The organism is Streptomyces sp. NPDC005262, from assembly GCF_042872425.1.
In the GTDB taxonomy this organism is placed as follows: Bacteria; Actinomycetota; Actinomycetes; order Streptomycetales; family Streptomycetaceae; genus Streptomyces.
The window spans coordinates 1-24,132 of the sequence record NZ_JBIAKK010000007.1; the positions used below are offsets into that span (position 1 = coordinate 1).

Annotated in this window: 18 protein-coding genes; 5 read left to right on the forward strand and 13 right to left on the reverse strand. The window is 70.8% G+C overall.

Features of this window, described 5'->3' with window-relative positions:
• Positions 1-444: 444 nt before the first annotated feature.
• Positions 445-1,452: a stage II sporulation protein M gene (locus ACFYP5_RS18985; protein ID WP_389037103.1), complete on the reverse strand. Its 1,008-nt coding sequence runs from the start codon at positions 1,450-1,452 to the stop codon at positions 445-447.
• Between the two features lie 119 nt (positions 1,453-1,571).
• On the opposite strand from ACFYP5_RS18985, the gene ACFYP5_RS18990 reads away from it, so the two are divergent.
• The gene (locus ACFYP5_RS18990; protein WP_389037104.1) at positions 1,572-2,540 is read left to right on the forward strand and encodes an RDD family protein; all 969 of its coding nucleotides are present in this window, start codon (positions 1,572-1,574) and stop codon (positions 2,538-2,540) included.
• 554 nt (positions 2,541-3,094) lie between these two features.
• On the opposite strand, the gene ACFYP5_RS18995 is transcribed toward ACFYP5_RS18990, so the two are convergent.
• The 9 genes from ACFYP5_RS18995 to ACFYP5_RS19035 all read right to left on the reverse strand — a co-directional run bounded on the left by ACFYP5_RS18995 (position 3,095) and on the right by ACFYP5_RS19035 (position 13,412).
• Positions 3,095-3,703 carry a hypothetical protein gene (locus tag ACFYP5_RS18995; protein WP_389037106.1) on the reverse strand — a complete coding sequence of 203 codons (609 nt, stop codon included), beginning with the start codon at positions 3,701-3,703 and terminating at the stop codon, positions 3,095-3,097.
• A gap of 177 nt (positions 3,704-3,880) precedes the next feature.
• Entirely contained in the window at positions 3,881-5,338 is a 1,458-nt protein-coding gene (gene ahcY, locus ACFYP5_RS19000; RefSeq protein WP_030927023.1) for an adenosylhomocysteinase, read from the reverse strand.
• A 269-nt stretch (positions 5,339-5,607) separates the two neighbouring features.
• Positions 5,608-6,603 (reverse strand): cation diffusion facilitator family transporter, encoded by a 996-nt coding sequence (locus tag ACFYP5_RS19005; RefSeq protein ID WP_389037109.1) that lies wholly within the window; start codon positions 6,601-6,603, stop codon positions 5,608-5,610.
• An 87-nt stretch (positions 6,604-6,690) separates the two neighbouring features.
• Positions 6,691-7,872, reverse strand: a complete 1,182-nt coding sequence (manA, locus tag ACFYP5_RS19010; RefSeq protein WP_389037112.1) for a mannose-6-phosphate isomerase, class I — start codon at positions 7,870-7,872, stop codon at positions 6,691-6,693.
• Between the two features lie 104 nt (positions 7,873-7,976).
• A complete protein-coding gene (locus ACFYP5_RS19015) occupies positions 7,977-9,113 on the reverse strand; it encodes an SIS domain-containing protein (RefSeq protein WP_389037114.1) in 1,137 nt (378 codons plus the stop codon).
• A gap of 100 nt (positions 9,114-9,213) precedes the next feature.
• Positions 9,214-9,396 carry a Trm112 family protein gene (locus tag ACFYP5_RS19020; protein WP_030927015.1) on the reverse strand — a complete coding sequence of 61 codons (183 nt, stop codon included), beginning with the start codon at positions 9,394-9,396 and terminating at the stop codon, positions 9,214-9,216.
• A 301-nt stretch (positions 9,397-9,697) separates the two neighbouring features.
• Positions 9,698-11,089: a phosphomannomutase/phosphoglucomutase gene (locus ACFYP5_RS19025; RefSeq protein ID WP_389037117.1), complete on the reverse strand. Its 1,392-nt coding sequence runs from the start codon at positions 11,087-11,089 to the stop codon at positions 9,698-9,700.
• A 180-nt stretch (positions 11,090-11,269) separates the two neighbouring features.
• On the reverse strand, positions 11,270-12,886 hold the full coding sequence (locus ACFYP5_RS19030; RefSeq protein ID WP_389037120.1) for an L-lactate permease: 1,617 nt from the start codon (positions 12,884-12,886) through the stop codon (positions 11,270-11,272).
• Between the two features lie 148 nt (positions 12,887-13,034).
• The gene (locus ACFYP5_RS19035) at positions 13,035-13,412 is read right to left on the reverse strand and encodes a DUF3499 domain-containing protein (RefSeq protein ID WP_389037123.1); all 378 of its coding nucleotides are present in this window, start codon (positions 13,410-13,412) and stop codon (positions 13,035-13,037) included.
• A 322-nt stretch (positions 13,413-13,734) separates the two neighbouring features.
• Between ACFYP5_RS19035 and ACFYP5_RS19040 the strand changes: the two genes are divergently transcribed.
• Positions 13,735-14,178, forward strand: coding sequence for a metallopeptidase family protein (locus ACFYP5_RS19040; protein ID WP_389037876.1), 444 nt, complete (start codon positions 13,735-13,737; stop codon positions 14,176-14,178).
• A 111-nt stretch (positions 14,179-14,289) separates the two neighbouring features.
• Here ACFYP5_RS19040 and ACFYP5_RS19045 read toward each other — a convergent pair whose 3' ends face one another.
• The 3 genes from ACFYP5_RS19045 to ACFYP5_RS19055 all read right to left on the reverse strand — a co-directional run bounded on the left by ACFYP5_RS19045 (position 14,290) and on the right by ACFYP5_RS19055 (position 20,386).
• Positions 14,290-15,813, reverse strand: a complete 1,524-nt coding sequence (locus ACFYP5_RS19045) for a DUF5719 family protein (protein WP_389037126.1) — start codon at positions 15,811-15,813, stop codon at positions 14,290-14,292.
• Positions 15,810-19,661 (reverse strand): glycosyltransferase, encoded by a 3,852-nt coding sequence (locus tag ACFYP5_RS19050; RefSeq protein WP_389037129.1) that lies wholly within the window; start codon positions 19,659-19,661, stop codon positions 15,810-15,812. The genes ACFYP5_RS19045 and ACFYP5_RS19050 overlap by 4 nt, the downstream gene beginning before the upstream one ends.
• Before the next feature lie 461 nt (positions 19,662-20,122).
• Positions 20,123-20,386 carry a WhiB family transcriptional regulator gene (locus ACFYP5_RS19055; protein WP_030927001.1) on the reverse strand — a complete coding sequence of 88 codons (264 nt, stop codon included), beginning with the start codon at positions 20,384-20,386 and terminating at the stop codon, positions 20,123-20,125.
• 750 nt (positions 20,387-21,136) lie between these two features.
• Here ACFYP5_RS19055 and ACFYP5_RS19060 point away from each other — a divergent pair.
• The 3 genes from ACFYP5_RS19060 (at position 21,137) to ACFYP5_RS19070 (ending at position 24,064) form a co-directional block, all read left to right on the forward strand.
• Positions 21,137-21,637: a cysteine dioxygenase gene (locus tag ACFYP5_RS19060; RefSeq protein ID WP_389037132.1), complete on the forward strand. Its 501-nt coding sequence runs from the start codon at positions 21,137-21,139 to the stop codon at positions 21,635-21,637.
• A gap of 115 nt (positions 21,638-21,752) precedes the next feature.
• Positions 21,753-22,709 carry a 2-phospho-L-lactate transferase gene (gene cofD, locus ACFYP5_RS19065; protein WP_389037134.1) on the forward strand — a complete coding sequence of 319 codons (957 nt, stop codon included), beginning with the start codon at positions 21,753-21,755 and terminating at the stop codon, positions 22,707-22,709.
• A complete protein-coding gene (locus tag ACFYP5_RS19070) occupies positions 22,706-24,064 on the forward strand; it encodes a coenzyme F420-0:L-glutamate ligase (RefSeq protein ID WP_389037137.1) in 1,359 nt (452 codons plus the stop codon). Before cofD ends, ACFYP5_RS19070 begins: the two co-directional genes overlap by 4 nt.
• The last annotated feature ends 68 nt before the right edge of the window (positions 24,065-24,132 follow it).

Below are 24,132 nucleotides of genomic sequence, written 5' to 3' on the forward strand. Positions count from 1 at the left end.
GCTTTCCTCCGGGCTTTTCCCTTCGATCTTGCGTTTCCGACTCTATCAGACTCTTTCGTGTCCGATTCCCGGTCGAAGCAGGTTCCGCTTTCCAGGTATTCGCTTTCGCGTTTCCCTTTCCGGCGGGCCCAACCTTACCAGACTCATTTTCGTTCCGTTTCCGGTCCGAATTTGATTCCGATGGCCGTTGGAGTGACCTTTGCCTTTCGGCTGATTCGACTTTATCAGAAGCGTTTCGGCCGAGCTAATCGGCTTCGTGGCCCAGATAAAGGAATCGACGGCTCTTCAGGAATTCAATTTCCAGTGAGCGAGATGGAGACTAGCTGTTGGGTCCTGACTTGTCCAGTCCGACTCAACCGTTAGAATCTACCTCCCCCTGTCCACCATGTCAACGGTTTTTTGGGGCGAGGAGGAGACTAGCAGGTCAGCGGGGTCGTACGCACATCAGGCGGCGGCGGGGAGCTCAGCGCTCCGCTCGGTGGCATCGACGTCTCCCACCTCGCCGGCGCGGGCCGCTCGGCCTCCCAGTACATAGACGTAGGCGAGAAAGGCCAGTTCGGCCGCTATGCCTATGGCGATGCGGCTCCAGGTCGGGAGGCCCGACGGGGTGACGAAACCTTCGATGGCGCCGGAGACGAAGAGAACCAGGGCCAGGCCTATGGCCATGCCGATCGCGGCCCGGCCTTGTTGCGCGAGGGCGGATCGCCGGGTCTGCGGGCCGGGGTCGATGACCGTCCATCCCAGGCGGAGGCCCGTTCCGGCTGCGACGAACACCGCGGTCAGTTCGAGCAGGCCGTGCGGGAGGATCAGGCCGAGGAAGGTGTCGAGGCGGCCGGCCGACGACATCAGACCGATGCCGACCGCGAGATTGAGGACGTTGACGAAGAGGATCCAGATCACCGGGACACACAGGAACGCCCCCAGGACCAGGCACATCGCGGCGGCCTGGGCGTTGTTCGTCCAGACCTGAGCTGCGAACGAGGCCGCCGGGTGGCTGGAGTAGTACGTCTCGTACTCCCCACCGGGGCTGGTCAGGCGACGCAGATCGTCCGGGGCGGCGATGGCCGACTGGACTTCCGGGTGGGTGCCGATCCACCAGCCCATGAGTGCGGCCAGCAGCGTCGAGAGGACGGCCGTGGGTATCCACCAGTGCCTGGAGCGGTAGACCGCGGCGGGGAAGCCGGCTGTCAGGAAGCGGGTGGCGTCGCGCCAGGAGGCCCGGCGGGTTCCCGTCACCGTGGATCGGGCGCGGGCCACGAGCTGGGTGAGGCGCGCGGTGAGCATCGGGTCGGGGGCGCTGGACTGGATCAGCGAGAGATGCGTGGCCGTCCGCTGGTAGAGAGCGACGAGCTCGTCGGCTTCCGTGCCGGTGAGTCGGCGCCCGCGGTGCAGGAGATGGTCCAGGCGGTCCCACTCGGTTCGGTGGGCGGTCACGAATACGTCGAGATCCATGGTCGGCTGCTGCTCCAGGCATGGGTGCGTACGGGTCCGTAGTACTGCGGCGCGCTGCGGGTCAGCTTGGCAGACTGAGCGCCCGAGGGTCAGAGAAGGTCGGCGAAGGGTGGGCGGCGATGAGTGAGCTTGTGACCGGGGACGCGGTCGTACTGGGGCTGCGGCCGGCGAGGCTGCCGAGCCGTGCGTTGGCTCTGGCGATCGATCTTGTCGTGGTCTGGATCGTGTTCATCCTGGTGTCGATCGGTTTGGCCATTGCGACGGTGACGCTGGACGAGGCGGCCAGTGCAGCCATAGCCGTCGCGACCTTTCTGCTGGTGCTCGTGGGCGGGCCGATCGCGGTCGAGACCCTCAGCCATGGACGTTCGCTGGGGAAGCTCGCGTGTGGGCTCCGGGTGGTACGGGACGACGGGGGTCCGATCCGGTTCCGGCACGCGCTGGTGCGCGGGGCGATGGGCGTCGTCGAGATTCTGATGACGCTCGGGGTCTTCGCCTGCATCGCGTCGCTGGTGTCGGCGCGGGGGCGACGGCTCGGGGATGTCTTCGCGGGGACACTCGTCGTGCGGGAGCGGGTGTCGGCCGGTCGGGGGACCGCCGTGCCGCCTCCGCCGCCGTGGCTGGTCGGGCGGTTCGCCGGGCTGGATCTGTCAGCGGTGCCGGACGAGCTGTGGCTGGCGATACGGCAGTACCTGACGCGGATGCAGCAGCTCGACGCGGAGGTGGGGCTGTCCATGGCGGAGCGGCTGGCCGGTGAGCTGGTGGTACGGACCGGGGTTCCGGTGCCGCCGGGGGTGCCGGCCGCGGCGTATCTGGCCGGCGTGGTGAACGAGCGGCAGGCGCGGGATGCCCGGCGGGTGTTCCCCGCTGCACCGGCCGATCACATCGGGGAGGCCGTGGGAGTTGGTTCGGCGCCGGTGGGGGCTGCGGGGGCGGTCGGCTCGGTCGCCCCAGGCACCACTGTTTCCTCTGTGGTGTCTGTTTCCCCTGTGGCGCCCGCTGTCCCTGCGGCTCCTGTTCAACCTGGGGTTTCTGTGGCGGAGGGGCCGGGAGGCCGGAAGCCGGGTACGGGGTTCGCGCCGCCGGCCTAGAAGTTGTCCCGTATGGGGGGCAGTTATCGCCTGGGGTTCATGTTGTGGAGCAGTTGGCCGGCTGAGGCCAGGGCTCAGGGCCCAAAGGGCCCCGTGTTCTGCCTCGTAGCGCTCGCCGTTCCCAGCGTTCGTGCGAGTCCCTGGTCCGCTGCGCCACGCTCCAGTGCCCCGCGTTCCCCGGAACCGCCTCTGCGCCGCGGTGCGACCAGGCACACCCCGACCGCGGCCGCGAGCACGACCACCATGGAAACAACAAAGATCACGGGTCCCCCGTCTGTCCGACGGAACCGTCCTGTGGCCCCTTGTCGATCTGGATCGTCGCATGCTGCCTGTTCACAGGGAAGCCCGGTCCCGGCCTGGGCGCCGCAGCTACGCCTCGGAGCACATGTCCCGTCGCGCCCTGCTCGCGGGAGGCAGTCCCGAGAGGGCACCGCGTCGCGGGTGGGCACGCGCGTGCCGTCGTCCACGTTGCCGGCGATCTCGTCGACTCGCCGTCCTCACAAGCACACGGCCCGTCAACGCACTCACCCACCGCACCGGTTGCGGGGCAACCTCTAAGGGCTGGGCGGGGTTTCCAGGTGTTCGAGCTCGATGCCGGGGGCCGAGAGGACTACGTCGCCGGCGATGTGGATGGTGTGCTGTTCGCCCGTGTCGAGGGCGTTGACCTGGTATTCGTCCACCACAAGAGGGCCGTTGTCAGTGGCGTGCGCTTCACTGTTCACCAGGGCCCAGGACTGGTCGACCGTACGGGGGGCGAGGACCGGGTCCGTGAAGGCGACGAGACGGACGCGGGTCGCGGGGGAACCGGGGGTGAGGCGCAGCAGGCGCGAGGTCGCGATGAGGAATGCGGGGGATGTGCCGGTGAAGCCGTGGGCACGGACATTGCCTTCGGTGGCATGAGTGCCGGTGGGGTCGGTACGGACCCAGGTGACGCCTTCGAGGGCGGCGCCGCGGATCTGCCAGCTCGCGGCGTGCAGTTCGAGGCGGATGGGGCGACCGAGTTCGTCGAGGGCCAGATCGACGGAGCCGAGATGGTCGCCGGAGGGGGCGATGGTCTGGGAGACGTAGCGCCAGCCGGAGGGGCCGGGGGCGCAGTGGAAGTGTTCTTCGCCGAGGGGGGTGTGGTCGTGAGGATCGTGGAGCGAATAACGGCCGCGTGGCATGGGGTCCTTCGGGTTCCTCGGGCTGTGCGGGTGCGGTACGGCGCAGGCCCCCGACACGGGGGTGCGGGGGCCTGCGCTCGTATCTGCTGCTGAGGCTGCGGCGGTTCCTGCCGTCAGTGACCGGTCACCGGCCGGCGGGGGGCCGTGTGGTCGATGACGGGCGGGACCGGTGCCGGATCAGTAGCGGTAGTGGTCGGGCTTGTACGGGCCTTCGACCTCGACGCCGATGTACGCGGCCTGCTCGGGGCGGAGCGTCGTGAGCTTCACGCCGAGCGCGGCAAGGTGGAGGCGGGCGACCTTCTCGTCGAGGTGCTTGGGCAGCACGTAGACGTCGGTCGGGTACTCCTCGGGCTTGGTGAACAGCTCGATCTGGGCCAGGGTCTGGTCCGCGAAAGAGTTGGACATCACGAACGAGGGGTGGCCGGTGGCGTTGCCCAGGTTCAGCAGGCGGCCCTCGGACAGCACGATGATGACCTTGCCGTCGGGGAACGTCCAGGTGTGGACCTGCGGCTTGACCTCGTCCTTGACGATGCCCTCGATCTTGGCGAGGCCGGCCATGTCGATCTCGTTGTCGAAGTGGCCGATGTTCCCGACGATCGCCTGGTGCTTCATCTTGGCCATGTCGGCGGCCATGATGATGTCCTTGTTGCCCGTCGTGGTGACGAAGATGTCGGCCTGGGCGACCACGTCGTCGAGCGTGGCGACCTGGTAGCCGTCCATCGCCGCCTGGAGGGCGCAGATCGGGTCGATCTCGGTGATGATGACGCGGGCGCCCTGGCCGCGCAGGGACTCCGCGCAGCCCTTGCCCACGTCGCCGTAGCCGCAGACGACGGCGGTCTTGCCGCCGATGAGGACGTCGGTGGCGCGGTTGATGCCGTCGATCAGGGAGTGGCGGCAGCCGTACTTGTTGTCGAACTTGGACTTGGTGACGGCGTCATTGACGTTGATCGCCGGGAAGAGGAGCGTGCCGTCGCGGTGCATCTCGTACAGACGGTGCACACCGGTCGTGGTCTCTTCGGTGACGCCGCGGATCTCGGACGCCAGCTGGGTCCACTTCTGCGGGGACTCGCCGAGGGTGCGGTTCAGCAGAGTGAGGATGTGGCCGTACTCCTCGCTGTCCGCGGTCGACGGGTCCGGGGCCGCACCCGCCTTCTCGAACTCGACGCCCTTGTGGACGAGGAGGGTGGCGTCACCACCGTCGTCGAGGATCATGTTGGGGCCGCCGGTGGGGGTGTTCGGCCAGGTCAGGGCCTGCTCCGTGCACCACCAGTACTCTTCGAGCGTCTCGCCCTTCCAGGCGAAGACCGGGACGCCGGCGGGGGCGTCCGGGGTGCCGTTCGGACCGACGGCGATGGCCGCGGCGGCGTGGTCCTGGGTGGAGAAGATGTTGCAGGAGGCCCAGCGGACCTCGGCGCCGAGGGCGACCAGGGTCTCGATCAGCACGGCGGTCTGCACGGTCATGTGCAGCGAGCCGGTGATGCGGGCGCCGGCGAGCGGCTGCGCGGCGGCGTACTCCTTACGGATCGACATCAGGCCGGGCATCTCGTGCTCGGCGAGCGTGATCTCCTTGCGGCCGAACTCCGCGAGGGAGAGGTCGGCGACCTTGAAGTCCTGTCGATTGGCGACCGTCGTCATAACGGGCTGCTCCTCGTAGTGGGTGTCGAGGGTGGGTACGGCTGGCTCTGCGGCGACGGGCACAGAAATGCCCGGGTGCACGCAGCGCAGTCCGTCGGAGGCCCTCTCTCCCTCGCCCGGTCCGCATGCGCGGAGCGGCCGACCGCCATCAGCAGCGACGTCTGACACTGCCATCGAATCTACACCGATCGGGCCGACCGCTCCCAGCCCGCCCGGGGCCGGAAGTGATCGGGAGGGGGGCCGGGGCGGGGGTGCGGGTGCGGGTGGGATCAGTGGTCGGATGGCGTCGGGGCGTCGTCAGGCGTCTCAGGAGCGTCCGGGGCCTTGGCCGGGTTGGTGCCCGTGGCGGCTGCGGCCTCGTTGAAGATGTCCGGTTCCAGATAGATGACCCGGGCGATCGGGACGGCCTCGCGGATGCGGGACTCGGCGGCATTGATGGCGTTGGCGACCTCGGTGGCGGTGTCGTCGTGCTGGACCGCAATCTTGGCGGCGACCAGCAGCTCTTCCGGGCCGAGGTGGAGCGTACGCATGTGGATGATGCGGGTGACGGTTTCGCCGTCGACGACCGCAGCCTTGATCTTTTCGACCTGGTCGGTGTCGGCGGCCTCGCCGAGCAGCAGGGACTTCGTCTCTGCTGCGAGGACGATCGCAATGCCGATGAGCAGGATGCCGATGCACAGCGTGCCGATGCCGTCCCACACGCCGTTGCCGGTCGCCAGGGTCAGGCCCACACCGAAGAGGGCGAGTACCAGACCGATCAGCGCGCCGAGGTCCTCCAGGAGGACGACCGGGAGCTCGGGGGCCTTGGCCCGGCGGACGAACTGGGTCCACGTGAGCTCGCCGCGGCTCTCGTTGGACTCCTTGATGGCGGTCCGGAAGGAGAAGCCCTCGGCGATGATCGCGAAGACCAGCACGCCGACCGGCCAGTACCAGGCCTCGAGCTCGTGCGGGTGCAGGATCTTCTCGTAGCCCTCGTAGACCGCGAACATGCCACCGACCGAGAACAGGACGATGGAGACGAGGAAGGCGTAGATGTACCGCTCGCGCCCGTAGCCGAAGGGGTGCTGGGGGGTGGCTTCGCGCAGGGACTTCTTGCCGCCGAGCAGCAGCAGCCCCTGGTTGCCCGAGTCGGCGACCGAGTGGACGCTCTCCGCGAGCATCGATGACGAGCCACTGAACAGGAACGCCACGAATTTGGCCACTGCGATCGCGAGATTGGCGGCGAGTGCCGCCACGATCGCCTTGGTTCCGCCTGACGCACTCATGGGTGCCTGGTGTCCCTTCTTCGGTGCTGCGGCCCTGGCGCCGCGGCACGGCCGGACATTGTTGCAGCCGCTGATGCGGACGGTACGTCAGGCCACCACTGTGGCGCGGAACAGAGTGCCGGTACCGGACGCTTCGACCGTTTCGCCCGACGGTACGAAGACCGAGGCGCCCGGCGTGAGACCGAGAGTGCCGACGCGAGGTGCGCCCGCGGTGCAGAGCAGGATCTGCGGGGTGGGCCTGGTCAGGTCTACGGGGGCGGCGCCGGGCGAGAGGTCGAAGCGCGACAGCCGGAACTCGTCGACCGGGGTCTCGTACAGCTCCTCGCCGGAAGGGGACGCCTCAGGACGCAGGATGCCGGGGTCGGTCGCTTCGAAGCGGACGATGCGCAGCAGTTCGGGGACGTCGATGTGCTTGGGCGTCAGTCCGCAGCGCAGCACGTTGTCCGAGTTGGCCATGATCTCGACGCCGAGGCCGCCGAGGTAGGCGTGCGGGACCCCCGCGCCGAGGAACAGGGCCTCACCGGGCTGGAGTTGTACGTAGTTCAGCAGCATCGCCGCGAGGACGCCCGGGTCGCCGGGGAAGTGGTGTGCGATGCGGGCGTACGGGGCGTGGGCGCCGCCGAGGCGTTCGGCGGCGGCCGCCGCGGCGGTCACCGTCTCGGCCATCTCGACGGGGTCCGCGGTGAGGATCGCCGTGAGCACCTCGCGCAGGGCCGCCTCTTCGGGGTGGGCGCCGAGGAGATCGACGTACGGCTTCAGGGAGTCGACACCGAGTGCCGCCATGGCCTGCGCCGCCTCGGTGGGCCTGCGGAAACCGCAGAGGCCTTCGAAGGGGGTGAGCGCGCAGATCAGTTCGGGCTTGTGGTTGGCGTCCTTGTACGTGCGGTGAGCTGCGTCGATCGGGACGGACCGGCGCTCCTCGTCCTCGTACCCCTTCCTGGCCTGCTCGAGGTCGGGGTGGACCTGGAGCGAGAGGGGGGCGCCTGCGGCGAGCAGCTTGAGGAGGAAGGGCAGGCGGGGGCCGAACTTCTCGACGGCGGCCGGGCCCAGCTCGCGCTCCGGGTCGGCGGCGATGATGTCGGTGAGCGGCTGCTCCGTGGGGGCTTCCGAGGCGCCGGATATGCGGGTGAGGCGGGAAGGGGCTCCGGGGTGGGCGCCCATCCACATCTCGGCTTGGGGCTCGCCGGTGGGGGCGACGCCGAGCAGCTCGGGAATGGCGGTGGTGGAGCCCCAGGCGTAAGGGCGCACGGTGTTGGAGAGCCGGTCCATGGAGAGTTCGTCCTCGTGAGATGCGCGGATCGCGCGGTGGTCGTGTGGTGCGGTGGGGCTGTGCGTGGTGCGAGGGTCGTGCCCGGTACGGGCGTGCGGTGCGGTCAGGCGTGGGCTGCCGAGGCCAGTGCCAGGTAGACGGCGGCGAAGTCGGTGACCGCGAGGAGCTCGGCGAGGGCTTCGAGTTCGCTGCCCTCGTCCGGTTCGAGTTCACTGATCGCCGTGTCGTGGCCGAGGGCCAGTTCGCGGGCGGCGGGGGCGGCGCTCAGACCGCCGGCGGGCCGGTCGCGGAGCAGGACGACCCGGGCGTGCAGAGCCTCCGCCTCGTCGACCCGGTCGCGGAAGAAGTCGTCGGGGTCGGCCCCTGCAGCGAAGGTGCCCGCCAGCAGCGCCCCATGGGCGGGGAGGGCCTCGGGGAGTTCGGCGGCGAGGGCCGGGCGGCCCGACAGCTCGGCGAGGACAGCGGCGAACCGGCGCCCGACCGGCCCCGCGGCATCGCCTTCCGTCCAGACGAGCGGCAGGCTGTCGGCGAGTTCGGCGGCGAGCGTCTTGGCCGGGTTGCTGTACGTGGCGATGGCCGGGCCGCAGCGTTCCGCGGTGCGGTCCAGGCGGTCGGCGACGCTCTGGAGCGTCTCGGCGGGTGCGGTGATCAGGCCGACCCGGTCGAGCAGAGCGAGGAGCGGCGTGAACAGGGCCCAGAGCGTGCCGGGTCCGGCGGCCGACGTCTCGGCGTCGTACTCGCCGTGCGGGGCGGACGCCATCGGTACGACGAGGCCGTGCGCCCCGTCGACCGCTTCACGCAACGGGGACTGCCGGGGGGCGACGGCGACGACCGTGCAGCCGCGCCTGTAGGCCTGTTCGGCGAGCAGGGCGAGGCCCGGTTCGGAGCCGTCTGCCGTGACGATCAGCAGCAGGTCCACGGAGCCGGCCCAGCCGGGGAGCGTCCAGCGCATGGCGCCCGCGGCAGGTGCGACGCCCGTGGGGTGGATACGGGTCACAGGTGCGGAGGCTCCCGCGAGCGCGCCGATCAGATCGGCGACGCCGGCTGCGGCGGTGCCGGATCCTGCTACCAGGACGGCTCGTGGGCGGCCCTCCGGGGCCAGCTCGGTGATCCCGGCCTCCGCCGCATGCCGGGCGGCGGTACGGACGCGCGCCCCTGCCTCGGCGGCGCCGCGGAGCAGACCGCGGCGGTCGGCTCGGGCCAGGGCTTCCGGGGCGTCGAGCAACGACTCGTCGAGCATGGGGACGGGCCTCCGATCACGTGCTGATCACCGTGCGGGCTGCGGGTGTACGGGGGTGGGGCGCCCGGCCCGGTGGGCGGCGGCGCTCCCGTGCCTCGCGCTACGCGGGGCGGCGGGCCTCGTCGACCAGGAGTACGGGGATGCCGTCCCGGACCGGGTAGGCCAGGCCGCAGTCCGTGCCGGTGCAGACCAGCTCGGGGCTGTCGGCTGCCGATCGGTCGTCGAGCGGGGAGTGGCAGGCCGGGCAGGCGAGGATCTCCAGGAGGCCGGCTTCGAGCGGCATGGGGTGAGTCCCTTCAAGCATTCGAACAGGAGGTTCGGGTTCGCGCGGATCGGGCGAGGTCAGCCTACCGCCGGGGTGACGGGGGCGCGGCCTGGCCGGGGGGGTGGTGCGGTCGCCCCGCGGGTGCGGTGGGGGCGCCCACGGCCGGCTGTTGCCCTGCCTGCCCCTCCCGGAACCGGGGATCCACCCCGGAACCCCGGTCCTCGAGGGCCGGACGGGCCGGAAGGACGCCGTCGAGCGCCGGGCGGGCCGGAGGCCCGGCGCGCCGTGAAGGGCCCCTCGGGCGCTCTCTCAGGTGTCCTCAGACATCGGGGTCGTTCGATGCTGCCTGGCCTCGGACCAAGGCCAGGACTTCGTCGCGTACCGCCGTCATCGTCTCTTCGTCGCGTGCTTCCACGTTCAGGCGCAGCAGCGGTTCGGTGTTGGAGGCGCGGAGGTTGAACCACCAGTCCGGTGCCGTGACGGTCAGGCCGTCCAGTTCGTCGAGGGTGATGTGGTCGCGGGTCTCGAAGGCGGCGCGCACCGCCGCTGTGCGGCCGGGCTGGTCGCCGACCGTGGAGTTGATCTCGCCGGAGCCGGTGTAGCGGTCGTACTGTGCGACCAGTTCCGACAGCGTGCCCGGCTGGCCGCCGAGGGCGGCCAGCACGTGGAGGGCGGCGAGCATGCCCGTATCGGCGTTCCAGAAGTCGCGGAAGTAGTAGTGCGCGGAGTGTTCGCCGCCGAAGATCGCGCCGTGTGCGGCCATCTCCGCCTTGATGAAAGAGTGGCCGACGCGGGTACGGACCGGGGTGCCGCCGTGTTCGCGGACGACCTCGGGGACCGACCAGGACGTGATCAGGTTGTGGATGACGGTGCCCTTGCCGCCGTTGCGGGCGAGTTCGCGGGCCGCGACCAGGGCGGTGATGGCGGACGGGGAGACGCCCGCGCCGCGCTCGTCGACGACGAAGCAGCGGTCCGCGTCACCGTCGAAGGCGAGGCCCAGGTCGGCGCCCTCGGCCAGGACCCGGGCCTGGAGGTCGACGAGGTTCTTCGGGTCGAGGGGGTTGGCCTCGTGGTTGGGGAACGTTCCGTCCAGCTCGAAGTACATGGGGACGACGTCGAGCGGGAGACCTTCGAGGACGGTGGGGACGGTGTGGCCGCCCATGCCGTTGCCGGCGTCGACCACGACCTTCAGCGGACGGATGGCCGTCAGGTCCACCAGGGTCCGCAGGTGGGCCGCGTAGTCGGTGAGGGTCTCGCGCTCGGTGACGGTACCGGGAGTGGCGACCGGCTTCGGTACGCCCTGCTCGGCCCACTTCTCGATCAGGGCGCGGATCTCGGAGAGCCCGGTGTCCTGGCCGACCGGCGCGGCGCCCGCCCGGCACAGCTTGATGCCGTTGTACTGCGCCGGGTTGTGCGAGGCCGTGAACATCGCACCGGGCAGGCCGAGGCTGCCGGAGGCGAAGTACAGCTGGTCGGTCGAGCAGAGGCCGATGAGGGTGACGTCCGCACCGCGCGAGGCCGCACCGCGCGCGAAAGCCGCCGAGAGGCCGGGCGACGAGGGCCGCATGTCGTGGCCGATCACGATCGCTTCGGCATCCGTCACCTCGACGAACGCCGCTCCGAACTCCTCGGCCAGCGATTCGTCCCACTGGTCGGGCACGACTCCGCGCACGTCGTACGCCTTGACGATCTGCGACAGATCAGCAGCCACGGGCCGGTCCTCCTGAGGTTTCTGCGGACCGCCCAAACTACCCGGCGACCGTCCGGGCAGGCCGTGGGGTCTCGTGGCTGGGCGGAGGCGCGGTGCCCGGCTGCCCGGCTGGGCCCAGGGTGACCGGGTGCGGCCGGTCACTGCTCGGTCGTCGATCGGCGGCCGGACCTGCTCCTGTGCTCAAGGCAGCATCCAGCCCAGCACCGCCGTGCTCTGCGCCAGCACGATCAGGCACATCACCAGCAGCAGTCCCAGGCTCCACGGCAGCACCTTGCGCAGCAGGTCCCCCTCGCGCCCGGCCAGACCGACCGCCGCACACGCGATCGTCAGGTTCTGCGGGGAGATCATCTTGCCGAGCACCCCACCGGAGCTGTTCGCCGCGGCGAGCAGCTCCGGAGAGAGACCCGATTCGCGTGCCGCCGAGACCTGGAGTGCGCCGAAGAGTGCGTTCGCGGAGGTGTCGGAGCCGGAGACGGCGACGCCGAACCAGCCGAGCACCGGTGAGAGAAAGGCCAGCCCGGCGCCCGCCGCTGCCACGAACTGGCCGATCGTGGCAGCCTGCCCGGAGAGGTTCATGACGTACGCGAGTGCCAGTACGGAGGTCACGGTGAGGATCGCGTACCGCAGTTCGTACACCGTGCCCACCCATTCGCGCGCCGCGTCCCGGGGACGTACACCGAGTGCGACGGTGGCGATCAGGCCGGCCAGCAGGACGAGGGTGCCGCCCGTGGCGATGAGCGGGAGCGTGAAGAGGTTGGCGCCGACCGGCTTGCCCGCCGGGTTCGCGACGTCGAGCAGGGGCCAGTCGAAGACCCGGGTCGCCTCGGCCAGCAGTTCCTTGACCGGCGGGATCTGGGCGACGGAGAAGACGGCGACGATGAGGGCGTACGGGACGTAGGCGCGCAGTACTTCGCGGTGCGGGTCCTCGTGATCGAGGTCCCCGCTCCGTACGCCTGTCAGGACGGCCGCACGCACCGGTTCCTCGGCCGGCCTGCGTGCCCCGGGGACGGCCATCAGTGCGGCCGCGCCCACGAGCGCGGCGGCGATGTCCGCCAGCTGGGCGGAGACGTAGTTGGAGGCTGCGAACTGGGCACCGGCGAAGGCGATCCCGCAGACGAGTGCGGGCAGCCAGGTCTCGCGCAGCCCGCGCCTTCCATCCACCAGGAAGACCAGGATCAAGGGTACGAGAAGGGCCAGCAGCGGGGTCTGGCGACCCACGACGGAGGCCACGTCGTCCAGCGGCAGCCCGGTGATCTGGGCGAGCGTCACCACCGGCGTGCCCATGGCGCCGAACGCGACCGGTGCGGTGTTGGCCACGAGCGAGACGACGGCCGCCTTCACCGGGTCGAATCCGAGCGCCACCAGCATCACGGACGAGATCGCGACGGGCGCACCGAATCCGGCGAGGGCTTCGAGGAGCGCGCCGAAGCAGAATGCGATGACCAGTGCCTGGATGCGAGGGTCGTCCGAGAGCCGGCCGAAGGAGCGGCGGAGGATGTCGAAGTGCTGGGTACGCACGGTCATCCGGTACACCCAGAGGGCGTTGACGACGATCCACATGATGGGGAAGAGGCCGAAGAGCACGCCCTGAGCACCTGCGGAGACGGTCTGCCCGAGCGGCATGCCGTACGCGAGCGAGCTGACGGCGACCGCGACGACGAGGCCGATGAGTCCGGCGCGGTGTGCCCGCATCCGGACCGCCCCGAGCAGCACCAGCACGGTGACCAGGGGAAGCGTCGCGACCAGAGCGGACATGGCGAGCGAATCGGCTACGGGCTCGAGTTGCTGGACAAACACACAGGCCTCCCCGGATTCCGTGATGCGGAAAAACATTTCTCACGGGTGGGGGAATCGTCGTGTCCACGACAAGAATTGGTCAATGGTCCGTACGAGAAAACTTGTAACGGGAAATCATGGGCGGAGGGCGCCGAGCAGCACGCTGCGGTCAGGAATCCGGCGAGCGCAGCACCCGAAGATGACCGCGGCGCGCGACCTCCATCGGGTCCGCGGCGCGCGGGCCGCCGCCTCTGACATCGGCTGCGCGCTCGTGCGGACGCGCCGCTTCCCGTACGGCGTTGGCGAGCGCTTCGAGATCGTCACCGCTGGGGCGCGTGGGCGCGGAGGGGTCCGAGAGCCGGACCACTTCCCAGCCGCGCGGCGCAGTCAGCCGCTCACCGTGCTCGGCACAGAGGTCGTAGCAGTGGGGCTCGGCATAGGTGGCGAGCGGGCCGAGGACCGCAGTCGAGTCGGCATAGACGTACGTCAGTGTCGCGACGGCAGGGCGGCCGCACGCAGTGCGCGAACAGCGACGTACAGGGCTCACGATGTTGGACGGTACCGCACTCTTGAGCGGGCTGCGACGACTCTCCCTCAGGTCACCCCACCGTGTCGCACTGTGACCTCCGGCACAACCGCCTTTCGGGCAACTACCCTGACCTGCGTCGGAAGAGAGAACCGCAGGTCGCAACGGCAACGATTCCGGTTACCACTCGATACAAAAGCTGTCATTACGTAAGAGATCAGCGGTCGCGGACAGGGCCTGAAACGGGCTCAACGTTGGCCGGAATGTTCAACGGTGGACATGCCGCCGCCCTGCCGGTGAGCGGCGATCCCACTGCCCCGCCGGGAGTTACGCTGCGTCGGTGATGGACAGTCCTGTACCGCCGCCCCACCCGTCCGAGCCGCGATCCGAACCGCGTCCCCGCCGTCGTGACCGCCACGGCCGCGGCATGCGCGGCCCCGTGGCGCCGCCCCAGGTGCCTCTCTCGGTCAGCAGGGCGGAGACCTTCCGCGATCTCGTACAGGATTCGGTGGAGCGGCTGGAGCGCCGCTGGCCGCAGCTGGCCGATGTCGACTTCATGGTCCTCGACGTACCGGGGACGCAGGAGGAGACCGTGCCGCTGGGGCGCGCGGTGTCCGCGGCGAAGGACCAGCCCGCGCAGATCGTCGTCTACCGGCGCCCCGTCGAGATCCGGACCAAGAGCCGCGACGAGCGTGCGCTGCTGGTGCACGAGATCGTGGTGGAGCAGGTCGCGGAGCTGCTCGGGCTGTCCCCGGAGTCGGTCGACCCGCGGTACGGCCAGGACTAGGGCCTGACGGATCACGCTCGGCGCCACGGATCCGCCGGGCACTCCCTCAAGGGGGGCGTGAGTGCGGGTGCGGGGGCGTGCTGTGTCAGGCGCCGCCCCCGTACCCGTTGCTCAGTCGTCCAGGACCGAGAGGTCCTGCTCCGCCGTCGGCACCTCGACCGTTCCGCCGTCGTCCGGGAGCGTCTGCACCGTGAACATCGGGATGCCGTCCTGCGGCAGAGTGAGCGTGCGGGCCGCGTGCACCGGGCCGCCCGACTCCGTCTCGACGGTCAGCGCGTAGCTTCCCTTGAGCCCGTCCGGCACCTGCGGGGTGACCGCGAGCGTCGTACCGCCCTTCACCGTGTACGTCTTGACGGTCCGTTCGCCGCCCCCGCTGCCGGCGGACGCCGTGACCTTCACCGTGCCCGTGGCGCCCGGCGCGGTGAGGGAGAGGACCGACCCCTTCGCCCGGTTGCCGGCCACCGTGGCCTGCGCGCCCACCGGTCCGGTCGCCGGGATGTACGCGACCTCCTGCTTGTCACCGGTGCCGCGGACCACACGCAGCGCGGCCACCACCGGGGTGGCCTGTCCGCTCTGTGCCGGGGTCAGCAGCAGCGAACCCGCTTCACCCCTGGTGATGTTCTTCAGGTCGACGCTCGCGGTCATGCTGGACTTGACGTGGAGATCCTCGTGCCCGGCAGGCGAGATCGCTCCGGTCTTGCCCAGCAGCTTCAGCTTCAGGTCGGCGTCCTCCTCGCCGGGGGCGAAGGCCACCAGCCGTACGGAGGTGGCGTCCGCCGGGATACCCGGGAGGACCAGGGTGCCCGTCGGGTCGACGGAGGCGGTGAGCCAGTCGCTGCCCGTCACGCCGTCCGCCGCCCTCACGACGGCTCCGACACGTCCGGTACGGGTGGTGACGTGGATCGTCACATCGTCGGCGGCCTCGCTGGTCAGGGTGGAGATCAGGACCGGGACGCTGGATCTGGCGGGGACCGTGATGCCCTCGCCCACGTCGGACTTGAGCGAGCCGTCCGGCCCGTACAGCTCGATGTCGGCGACGGCGGCGGTGTCGTCCGGGTTGGTGAGATGGACGTAGTCCTCGCGGGACTTCGCGGTACTGGCGGCCGGGAACCAGAAGTCCGTGTCGGGTCCGGTGCAGCTGACCCCGAGCAGGCCGCGGGAGGCGCCCGTGCTGACCGTGGTGGTCTGCTGGGTGGTCCAGCCGGGGGCCAGCTTGCCGGTGGCGGTGCCGACCAGGGCGGGGGCGTCGGCGCCGGACGCGTCGGCGGTGGCCGGCTTGCCCGGCTCCTTGAGGGAGACGACCGGCTTGTCGGAGTCCGCGGCCTTCTTCTTCGTGTCCTTCTTGGCGGGGGCCCCGTCGCCGGCGTCCGCGTTGGTGGGCACGGACGGCTTCAGTTCCGCGGTACCGGCCTCGCCGCTGCCCGCGGACGCCGGGGTGAAGGACGTGTACGTCGTCTCCGCGAGCTCCGAGAGGCCGGGTGCCGGGCAAAGCAGGCTGGACCGCTCCACGGGCAGCCGCGCGGCGGCCGTCGCCCCCGTGGCGTCCGCGTCACCGGGCGCGGAGAGCGCGGCGAAGCCGGTGACGGCGGCGAGGGCTACGGTGCCCGCGATGAGGGACAGGTTGGTGGACTTCACTCTGACTCGCCTCGCGATGCGTTACCGGTCGGCCACGGGTTCTGGGCCGGGGCGGGGTTCTCGTCGGGGTGTTGCGGGTCGTACGGGGCCTGCCCGCTGTACGGCGCCTGCGGGTCGTACGTGCCCTGCTCGTACTGGCCGTACTGACCCTGGTCGTACTGTCCGCCCTGGTTCGGGTCGTACTGGCCCTGGTCGTACTGCTGCTGCGGGTAGCCGTACGGGTCGTACGCCTGGGCGGCGCCCTGCTGGTACGGATCGGCGTCGGGCTGCTGCTCGCCCTGGTACTGCGCGTACTCGCCGCCCTGGTACTGCTGCTGGGCGTCCCACTCGCCGTACTGGTGCTGCTGCGGAACGGACGCGTACTGGCCGTCCTCGCCCTGGGGCGCGTACTGGCCGTCGCCCTGCGGGTCGTAGGGATCCGGGGCCTGGTGCGGGTGACCGTAGGCGTCGGCCCCTTCCGGCTGCTGCGCGTACGGGTCGGTCGTCTGCTGTGCGGGGATGTATTCACCCGCCGCTTCCGCCGGCCGCTCCGCGCCGTCGCCGAAGTCGTCGCCGTCGTAGTCGCCGTCCTCGGCCGCCTCCGCCTGCGCGGCCGCGCGCAGCCTGCGGGCCCGGCGTCCCTCGCCCGCGACCGGCTCGGCCGGAACCGTCGCGGACTCCTCGGGCAGGTCGTCGTCGATCTCGCGGCGGCGGCCCGGCAGGGCCAGGACCAGCAGGACCACGCCGAGCGCGGCCTGGGCCCAGATCCATGCGGTGTGGGTGAACGGCGTCTCGTACGTGAGGTCCAGCCTGCCGCCCTCGGCGGGGAGCTCGAAGCCCTGCGCCCAGCCGTCGGCGGTCCTGCCGGTCAGCGCCCGGCCGTTGAGCGTGGCGTGCCAGCCGGAGTCCGCCGTGTCGGCGATCCGCAGCACCCGGCCGGAGCCGCCCGCCGGGATCTTGGAGTGCGCCTCGACGGGCTGGGAACCGACGGGCAGCTGTTCGCCACCGGCGCCGGATGGAACGATCATGATCCGGGCGATCTGGCGGTCGACGCGCCACAGCGCGCTGCCGTCCAGCTGGCTCAGCCGGCTCAGCCCCGGGGTCGCGTCGAGCACCCGGCTCATCTCGCGCGGTGCCCCGTCCCGTACGAGCACGTAACGGATCGCGAACCCGCTGAGCTGGCTGCCCTGGTCGGCGCCGGAGCCCGCGACCAGGTTGGCGACGACCTTGTCGAGGTGGCTGTTGCCGCCGCCCGACGCGGCCAGCTCGGCGTCACCCAGCCGCGCGCCGGAGCCGCGGACCAGGGTGTACGAGACGGAGGCCGGCGAACTTCCGCCGAGCACCAGCGTGCGCGGCTGGTCACGGGTGCTGCTCTCCTCCGCGACGAACGCGGGAACCTGCACCGGATCCCGGCGCTCCAGCGGTCCCGCGGCGCCGCCGATCATCCAGCCGGCGGCGGCCACCGCGGGGGCCAGTACCGCGGCGACGGCGATCAGCCCGGCGACGGGCTGGCGCCAGCCGAAGCTCAGCTCCGCGACACGCACCCGTGCGCCGTCCGCACCGACGAGCGCGGCGGCGATCAGCGCGATGCCGTAGACGAGGGTGGCGGGTCCGGCCCAGCCGGAGCCGTTGGTAAGTCCGGCGAAGACCAGGGCGACGAGCGCGACGGCCCAGGCGGCGCGCACCGCGAACTGCCGTTCCCCGCGCAGCAGCGCGGCCAGTGCCGCGAGCACGATGCCGAGCAGCAGTACGCCGCCCACGGCATTCGGGCCACCGGGGCTGATCCCGAGCAGATCGAGTGCGGAGGCCGAGCCCGTACCGAACTCCAGCCCCGCTTCCTTCAGGAACGACGAAGGGTTGCCCAGCAGCGACAGCGACCACGGCGCGAGGACGAGCAGCGGGGTGCCGATCGTGGCGAGGAAGCGGAGTCCGTACGCGGCGACGTCATGGCGGCGCAGTGCGAGGACACCGATGCCGAGGACCACGGCCAGCGGCCAGACGACGGGCGTGAAAGCCATCGCCAGGGTGAGGAGCAGGGTGTACGCCCAGGTGGCGCGCCAGCTGCCACGGGCGTCCCCGCTGCTGCGCATCCCGTACGCGGAGACGGCGGTGCGAGCGATGAGCGGCAGCAGGATCGCCAGTACGGCGGTGCCGAGGCGGCCGGTCGCGAGGGCGCCGGTCGCCGCCGGCAGGAAGGCGTACGCGATGCTCGCCCAGGCCCGCAGCAGCCGCGATTCGAGCAGCGGGCGGGAGACGAAGTACGCGGTGAGTCCGGCGAGCGGCACGGAGCAGACCAGGAGCAGCGTGAGCGCGAAGCCGGTCGAGCCGAGGAACAGCGCGGACAGGGCGGAGATCACGGCGAGGTAGGGCGGTGCGGTCTGGGTGCCGCCGGTGCCGACCGGGTGCCAGCCGTCCGCGTACCGCCCCCACAGGTCGGAGACGTCCGCGGGCGCGGGCAGCAGCGCGCCGCCCGCCAGTGCCCCGCCGCCGAGGAGGCCGCGGCAGGCGACGAGCGAGACGAGGAGCAGGACGGCGAAGAGCACCGGGCCGGGCTTACGGCCGATCCGCTTGAGCCGTGCGAACTGCTCGATCTCCAGGAAGTCGGCGTCGTCACCGCCCGGTCCGGACTCGACGGCGCCGTGCCGTGAGCCGCCCGAGTCGGCGTCGGACCCGCTGCCGAAGTTTCCGGCGACCTGTTCGAAGGTGGCGCGGACGGTCGCGCCGGGCGGCGGGAACAGCCCGCGCAGTTCGGCCGCGTCCACCACTCCCTTGCCGCGTCTGCGCCGGGCAGCGAAGATCCTGCCGGGTCGCAGCAGAGTGCCCAAGAGTCCGGCGACCTCGTCGAGTGCCTGGCCGGGGACCTTGCCGACGAGATAGGCGAGGGTACGCACCAGAGTGCCGAGGACGAGCCTGAGCAGCACCCACGGCAGCATCTTGCCGCGGGCGTTGACGAGCATCGCGTAGACGGCACCGGCCTTGTCGACCCGGTGCGGGGAGGCGACGAAGCGGCCCGCACAGTCGATGGGCCGGCGTTCCCTGGCGGAGGCCTCGGCATGCCGCAGGATGGCGTCGGGGGCGACGAGCACCCGGTACCCGGCGGCGTGCGCGCGCCAGCAGAGGTCGACGTCGTCACGCATCAGCGGGAGTCTGCGGTCGAACCCGCCCAGCTCCTCCCAGAGGTCACGGCGGATCAGCATGCCGGCGGAGGAGACGGACAGCACGGTACGGACCTGGTCGTGCTGGCCCTGGTCCTGCTCACGCCGGTCGAGCCCGGTCCAGCGGCGCCCGCTGTTCGCGATGGAGACGCCGACCTCGAGGAGCTGCTTGCGGTCGTACCAGCCGCGGAGCTTGGGGCCGACGATCGCGGCGTGCGGGTCGCTGTCGACGACGCGGAGCAGCTCGGCGAGCGCGTCGGGCTCGGGCGCACAGTCGTCGTGGAGCAACCACAGCCACTGCACCGGTTCGCCGTGCGGCAGTTCGGGCAGGTCGTAGGCGTCGTCGCGCCAGCTTCTGGTGACCGGGTCCCAGCTGCTGGGACGCTTCAGGTACGGCAGGTCGTCCGGGGTGAGTTCACCGGCCGTGCGTACCGCCTCGTCGACGGCCGTGCCGAAGCTCGTACGGCGTGCGAGGTGCAGGACGCGCTCGGCACCGAGCGCGTCGGTGACCAGCCGCGCGGAGTCGTCGGCGCTGCCGGTGTCGGCGGCGACGACGTGCTGTACGGGGCGTTCCTGCCCGAGCAGCCCGGCGAGCACATCGGGCAGCCAGCGTGCGCCGTCATGGGAGACGAGCACGGCGGTGACGACATGCCGGGGGAACTCTGGGGCGGCGGCGGCCGCGTACGGCGCCGTCGATTGGCTGTGCACGGACATCGAGGTACGGGCCCTCCGGCCGGGTCCGGGGGGCGTCCCCCCGGGGGCTGCATCGGTGTACACGCGCGCTCCGTCGGGGCGTTGGCGCGTCTCGGACGGAGCCCCACACTAACGGTACGGATAACCGGGGTGGCGCGGAGCGGCTGAACGAGGACGGCGGCGGACCGGCCTCGCGACGGTCCGCGGACATGCCAATGGCCCGCCGCCTGCGGGCAGGGTGCAGGCGGCGGGCCATGTCGGTCGGGGGCCGCAGCGTTGTGCGGAGCGGTATGCAGTGGGTGGTCCGGAGCGTGGTCGGTGGCGCTCCGGTGGCCGTGCGGCTCCGGCGGATCCGGTCCGGCAGGCGGTCGCACTGCGGGGTTCGTGGACGTCGCGGTCTCACGGGCGCCGCGGCTTCGTGGACGTCGCGGCTTCGTCGGCTTCGCGGTCCTGTGCGCTTCGCGGTCCTGTGCGCTTCGCGGTCAGACCGCGGCCTTCTTCAGCCGTCGCCGTTCCCGCTCGGAAAGGCCGCCCCAGATACCGAAACGTTCATCATTGGAAAGGGCGTACTCAAGGCATTCGGACCGGACTTCACAGGCGAGGCACACCTTCTTCGCCTCGCGGGTCGATCCGCCCTTCTCGGGGAAGAAGGACTCGGGATCGGTCTGGGCGCACAGTGCGCGCTCCTGCCAGCCGAGTTCCTCGTCCGCGTCCTCGACCAGCAGTTGCTGGAACAGCTCGGTCATGTGCGCCCCTCGTCTGTCTCTTGCGTCCCCGTGATGCGACCGTTATCGAATCGGCCGAACGACACGAGTGAAATTACAAGTGTGTGGATCCGAGCCAGTCAAGCGGAGATCTGCTATTGGGCCCGGTATTCACTCTGCGGAACCAAGCCTATGCAGAAAGTGTGCAAATCACCAAAAACCTGACATATGCCACAGGCTCCACCACGCCCCGTCCGCCACAGAGTGAGACGCCCCGGAGGACGGTCATGTTTCGATTTGATCACCGAAGCGATCAAGATCACAGTCGGGTCACGAGGCCACTGCGACGTTTAAGGGCGCGGTTGTTGCGCCACATCTCCGTTACAACGACTGCACAAACCTTTCTCCGACTGGAGTAACCGGATGAGGTGAAACATTGCCGCCAATTCGGGCATTGAGTTGACAGTGGGAGCTTTGCTCAGTTCTCCTTGATGCCATGCCAGCAAAGTCAGCGATGCGCACCACCCACGTCCGTGGGTTCCGTACCGCTGTCCAGGCTCGCTGTTGCTGTTCCAGCTGTCTCAGCTGTTGATGCCGTCCCCGCTGTCGAAGCCCTCGCGCTCCAGCTAGTCACGGCCCACCCTCGGACCCCGGACTCTCCGGTTCCGCTCCGCCGAGCCGCTTTTCTCGCGCGGCGGGCGCCCGGTCCCCACGACCTCGGGTCAACGCGACACCCCCGCATCTGCGTCCGCACTTCTGCCCGCACTCCCTTGCCGAGGAACCACCGCACCCATGAACAGCGACAGCGACCTCCAGATCGCCGGCGACATCCTCGAGGTTCAGCACCTCCTCCAGCCCGCACGCAAGCACCCGTCCACGGTGGCCGAGTTCGTCGGACTCGCCCGGGCCATCGCCGCCGACCGTGAGCAGTGGGCGTCGCTCGTCCGGTACGACGCGACCACCCGCTGGTACCACCGGCTCCGCACGGGCCCGGGCTACGAGGTGTGGCTGCTCAGCTGGGTCCCCGGCCAGGGCAGCGGAATGCACGACCACGGACTGTCCTCCGGCGTACTGACCGTCCTGGAGGGCGAGCTGACCGAGCGCACGGAGCGCGGCAGCCGGTCGCTGGACCCCGGCGCGCAGCGCGTCTTCGCGCCCGGATATGTCCACGAAGTGGTCAACGACTCCCTCGAACCGGCCGTCAGCCTGCACGTCTACTACCCGGGTCTGACCGAGATGCCGATGCACGCGGCGCAGTGCGCCCCGACGGCCGCTGACGTCGTACCCGCCTGACAGCCCACCCGTCGCCCACCACCACCCCACCAACGATCAGGCTTCGCCCGACAGCCCACCCGTCGCCCACCACCACCCCACCAACGATCAGGCTTCGCCTGACAGACTGTTGTGCATGCGCATTGTGGTTCTGGCCGGTGGTATCGGTGGTGCTCGTTTTCTGCGTGGCCTCAAGCAGGCCGCGCCCGACGCGGACATCACGGTGATCGGCAATACCGGTGACGACATCCATCTGTTCGGGCTGAAGGTCTGCCCCGACCTCGACACCGTGATGTACACCCTCGGCGGTGGCATCAACGAGGAGCAGGGCTGGGGACGTACCGACGAGAGCTTCCAGGTCAAGGAGGAACTCGCGGCATACGGCGTGGGACCCGAGTGGTTCGGGCTCGGCGACCGTGACTTCGCGACACACATCGTCCGTACGCAGATGCTGGGCGCGGGCTACCCGCTCAGCGCCGTCACCGAGGCACTCTGCTCCCGCTGGAAGCCTGGAGTCCGGCTGCTGCCCATGTCCGACGACCGCGTCGAGACGCATGTCGCGATCGAGGTGGACGGCGAGAGTCGCGCGATCCACTTCCAGGAGTACTGGGTGAAGCTGCGTGCCTCCGTGGCCGCCCGTGCGATCGTGCCGGTCGGCGCGGAGCAGGCCAAGCCGGCGCCTGGTGTGCTCGAGGCCATCGCCGAGGCCGACGTCATCCTCTTCCCGCCGTCCAACCCTGTCGTGTCGGTGGGGACCATCCTCGCCGTACCCGGGATCCGGGAAGCCATCGCCGAGGCCGGGGTGCCGGTCGTCGGCCTCTCCCCCATCGTCGGCAACGCACCGGTGCGGGGCATGGCGGACAAGGTGCTCGCCGCGGTGGGCGTCGAGTCGACGGCCGCGGCCGTCGCCCAGCACTACGGTTCCGGGCTGCTCGACGGCTGGCTCGTCGACACGGTGGACGCCGGGGCGGTCGAGGACGTGGAGGCAGCGGGCATCCGCTGCCGCGCCGTGCCGCTGATGATGACGGATGTGGACGTGACCGCCGAGATGGCGCGTCAGGCGCTGGTGCTGGCCGAGGAGGTACGGGCGTGAGCGGCGGCGCGGCCTCCGGCGAGGCTCCCTCGTACCGGGTGTGGGCGCTGCCCGGGATGCCGGAGGTACGGACCGGGGACGACCTCGCGAAGCTGATCGCCGCCACCGAACCGGGGCTGGTGGACGGCGACATCCTCCTCGTCACCTCGAAGATCGTCTCCAAGGCGGAGGGCCGGATCGTCGAGGCGGCGGACCGGGAGGCGGCGATCGACGCCGAGACGGTACGGGTGGTGGCGCGCCGCGGCACGCTGCGGATCGTCGAGAACCGGCAGGGGCTCGTCATGGCCGCTGCCGGGGTCGATGCCTCGAACACCCCCGCCGGGACGGTGCTGCTGCTGCCCGAGGACCCGGACGCGTCGGCCCGGACGATCCGGGACGGGCTGCGGGACACGCTCGGCGTCGAGGTCGGGGTCGTCGTCACGGACACCTTCGGGCGGCCGTGGCGCAACGGCCTGACCGATGTCGCGATCGGGGCGGCCGGGGTGCGGGTGCTGGATGACCTGCGGGGCGGGACCGACGCGTACGGCAACCCGCTGAGCGCGACCGTCGTGGCCACCGCCGATGAACTGGCCTCGGCCGGTGACCTGGTCAAGGGCAAGGCCGAGGGGCTGCCGGTCGCGGTGGTGCGGGGACTTTCGCATGCCGTGGCCACGGGGAGCGGGGCGAAGGTGTCCGGTGGCGATGCCGACGGCGTCGCGCCGGGAGCCCGGGCGCTGGTGCGGGTCGCGGCCGACGACATGTTCCGGCTCGGGACGTCCGAGGCGGTACGGGAAGCGGTGACCCTTCGGCGTACGGTGCGGGAGTTCACGGACGAGCCCGTGGACCCGGCAGCGGTACGCCGCGCCGTGGCCGCGGCGGTGACGGCTCCGGCGCCGCATCACACGACACCGTGGCGGTTCGTGCTCCTGGAGTCCGAGGAGTCGCGGACGCGGCTGCTCGACGCGATGCGGGACGCGTGGATCGCGGACCTGCGGCGGGACGGCAAGAGCGAGGAGTCGATCGCCAAGCGGGTGCGGCGGGGCGACGTGCTGCGCCGGGCGCCGTACCTGGCGGTGCCGTGCATGGTGATGGACGGCTCCCACACGTACGGGGACGCGCGGCGGGATGCGGCGGAGCGCGAGATGTTCGTGGTCGCGGCGGGGGCCGGCGTCCAGAACTTCCTGGTGGCACTGGCCGGTGAGCAGCTCGGGTCGGCGTGGGTCTCTTCGACGATGTTCTGCCGGGATGTGGTGCGTGAGGTGCTGGATCTGCCGGCGGAGTGGGATCCGCTGGGAGCGGTGGCCATTGGTCGGGCTGCGGGGGTGCCGCGGGAGCGCGGGGAGCGGGATGTGGCTGCGTTCGTCGCGGTGCGGTGAGGGGGCGTTTTTCTCCCTTGCCCGCTTCTTCCCGAAACCGCGGGCGGCCGCGGTCTCGCGGCCTTCGG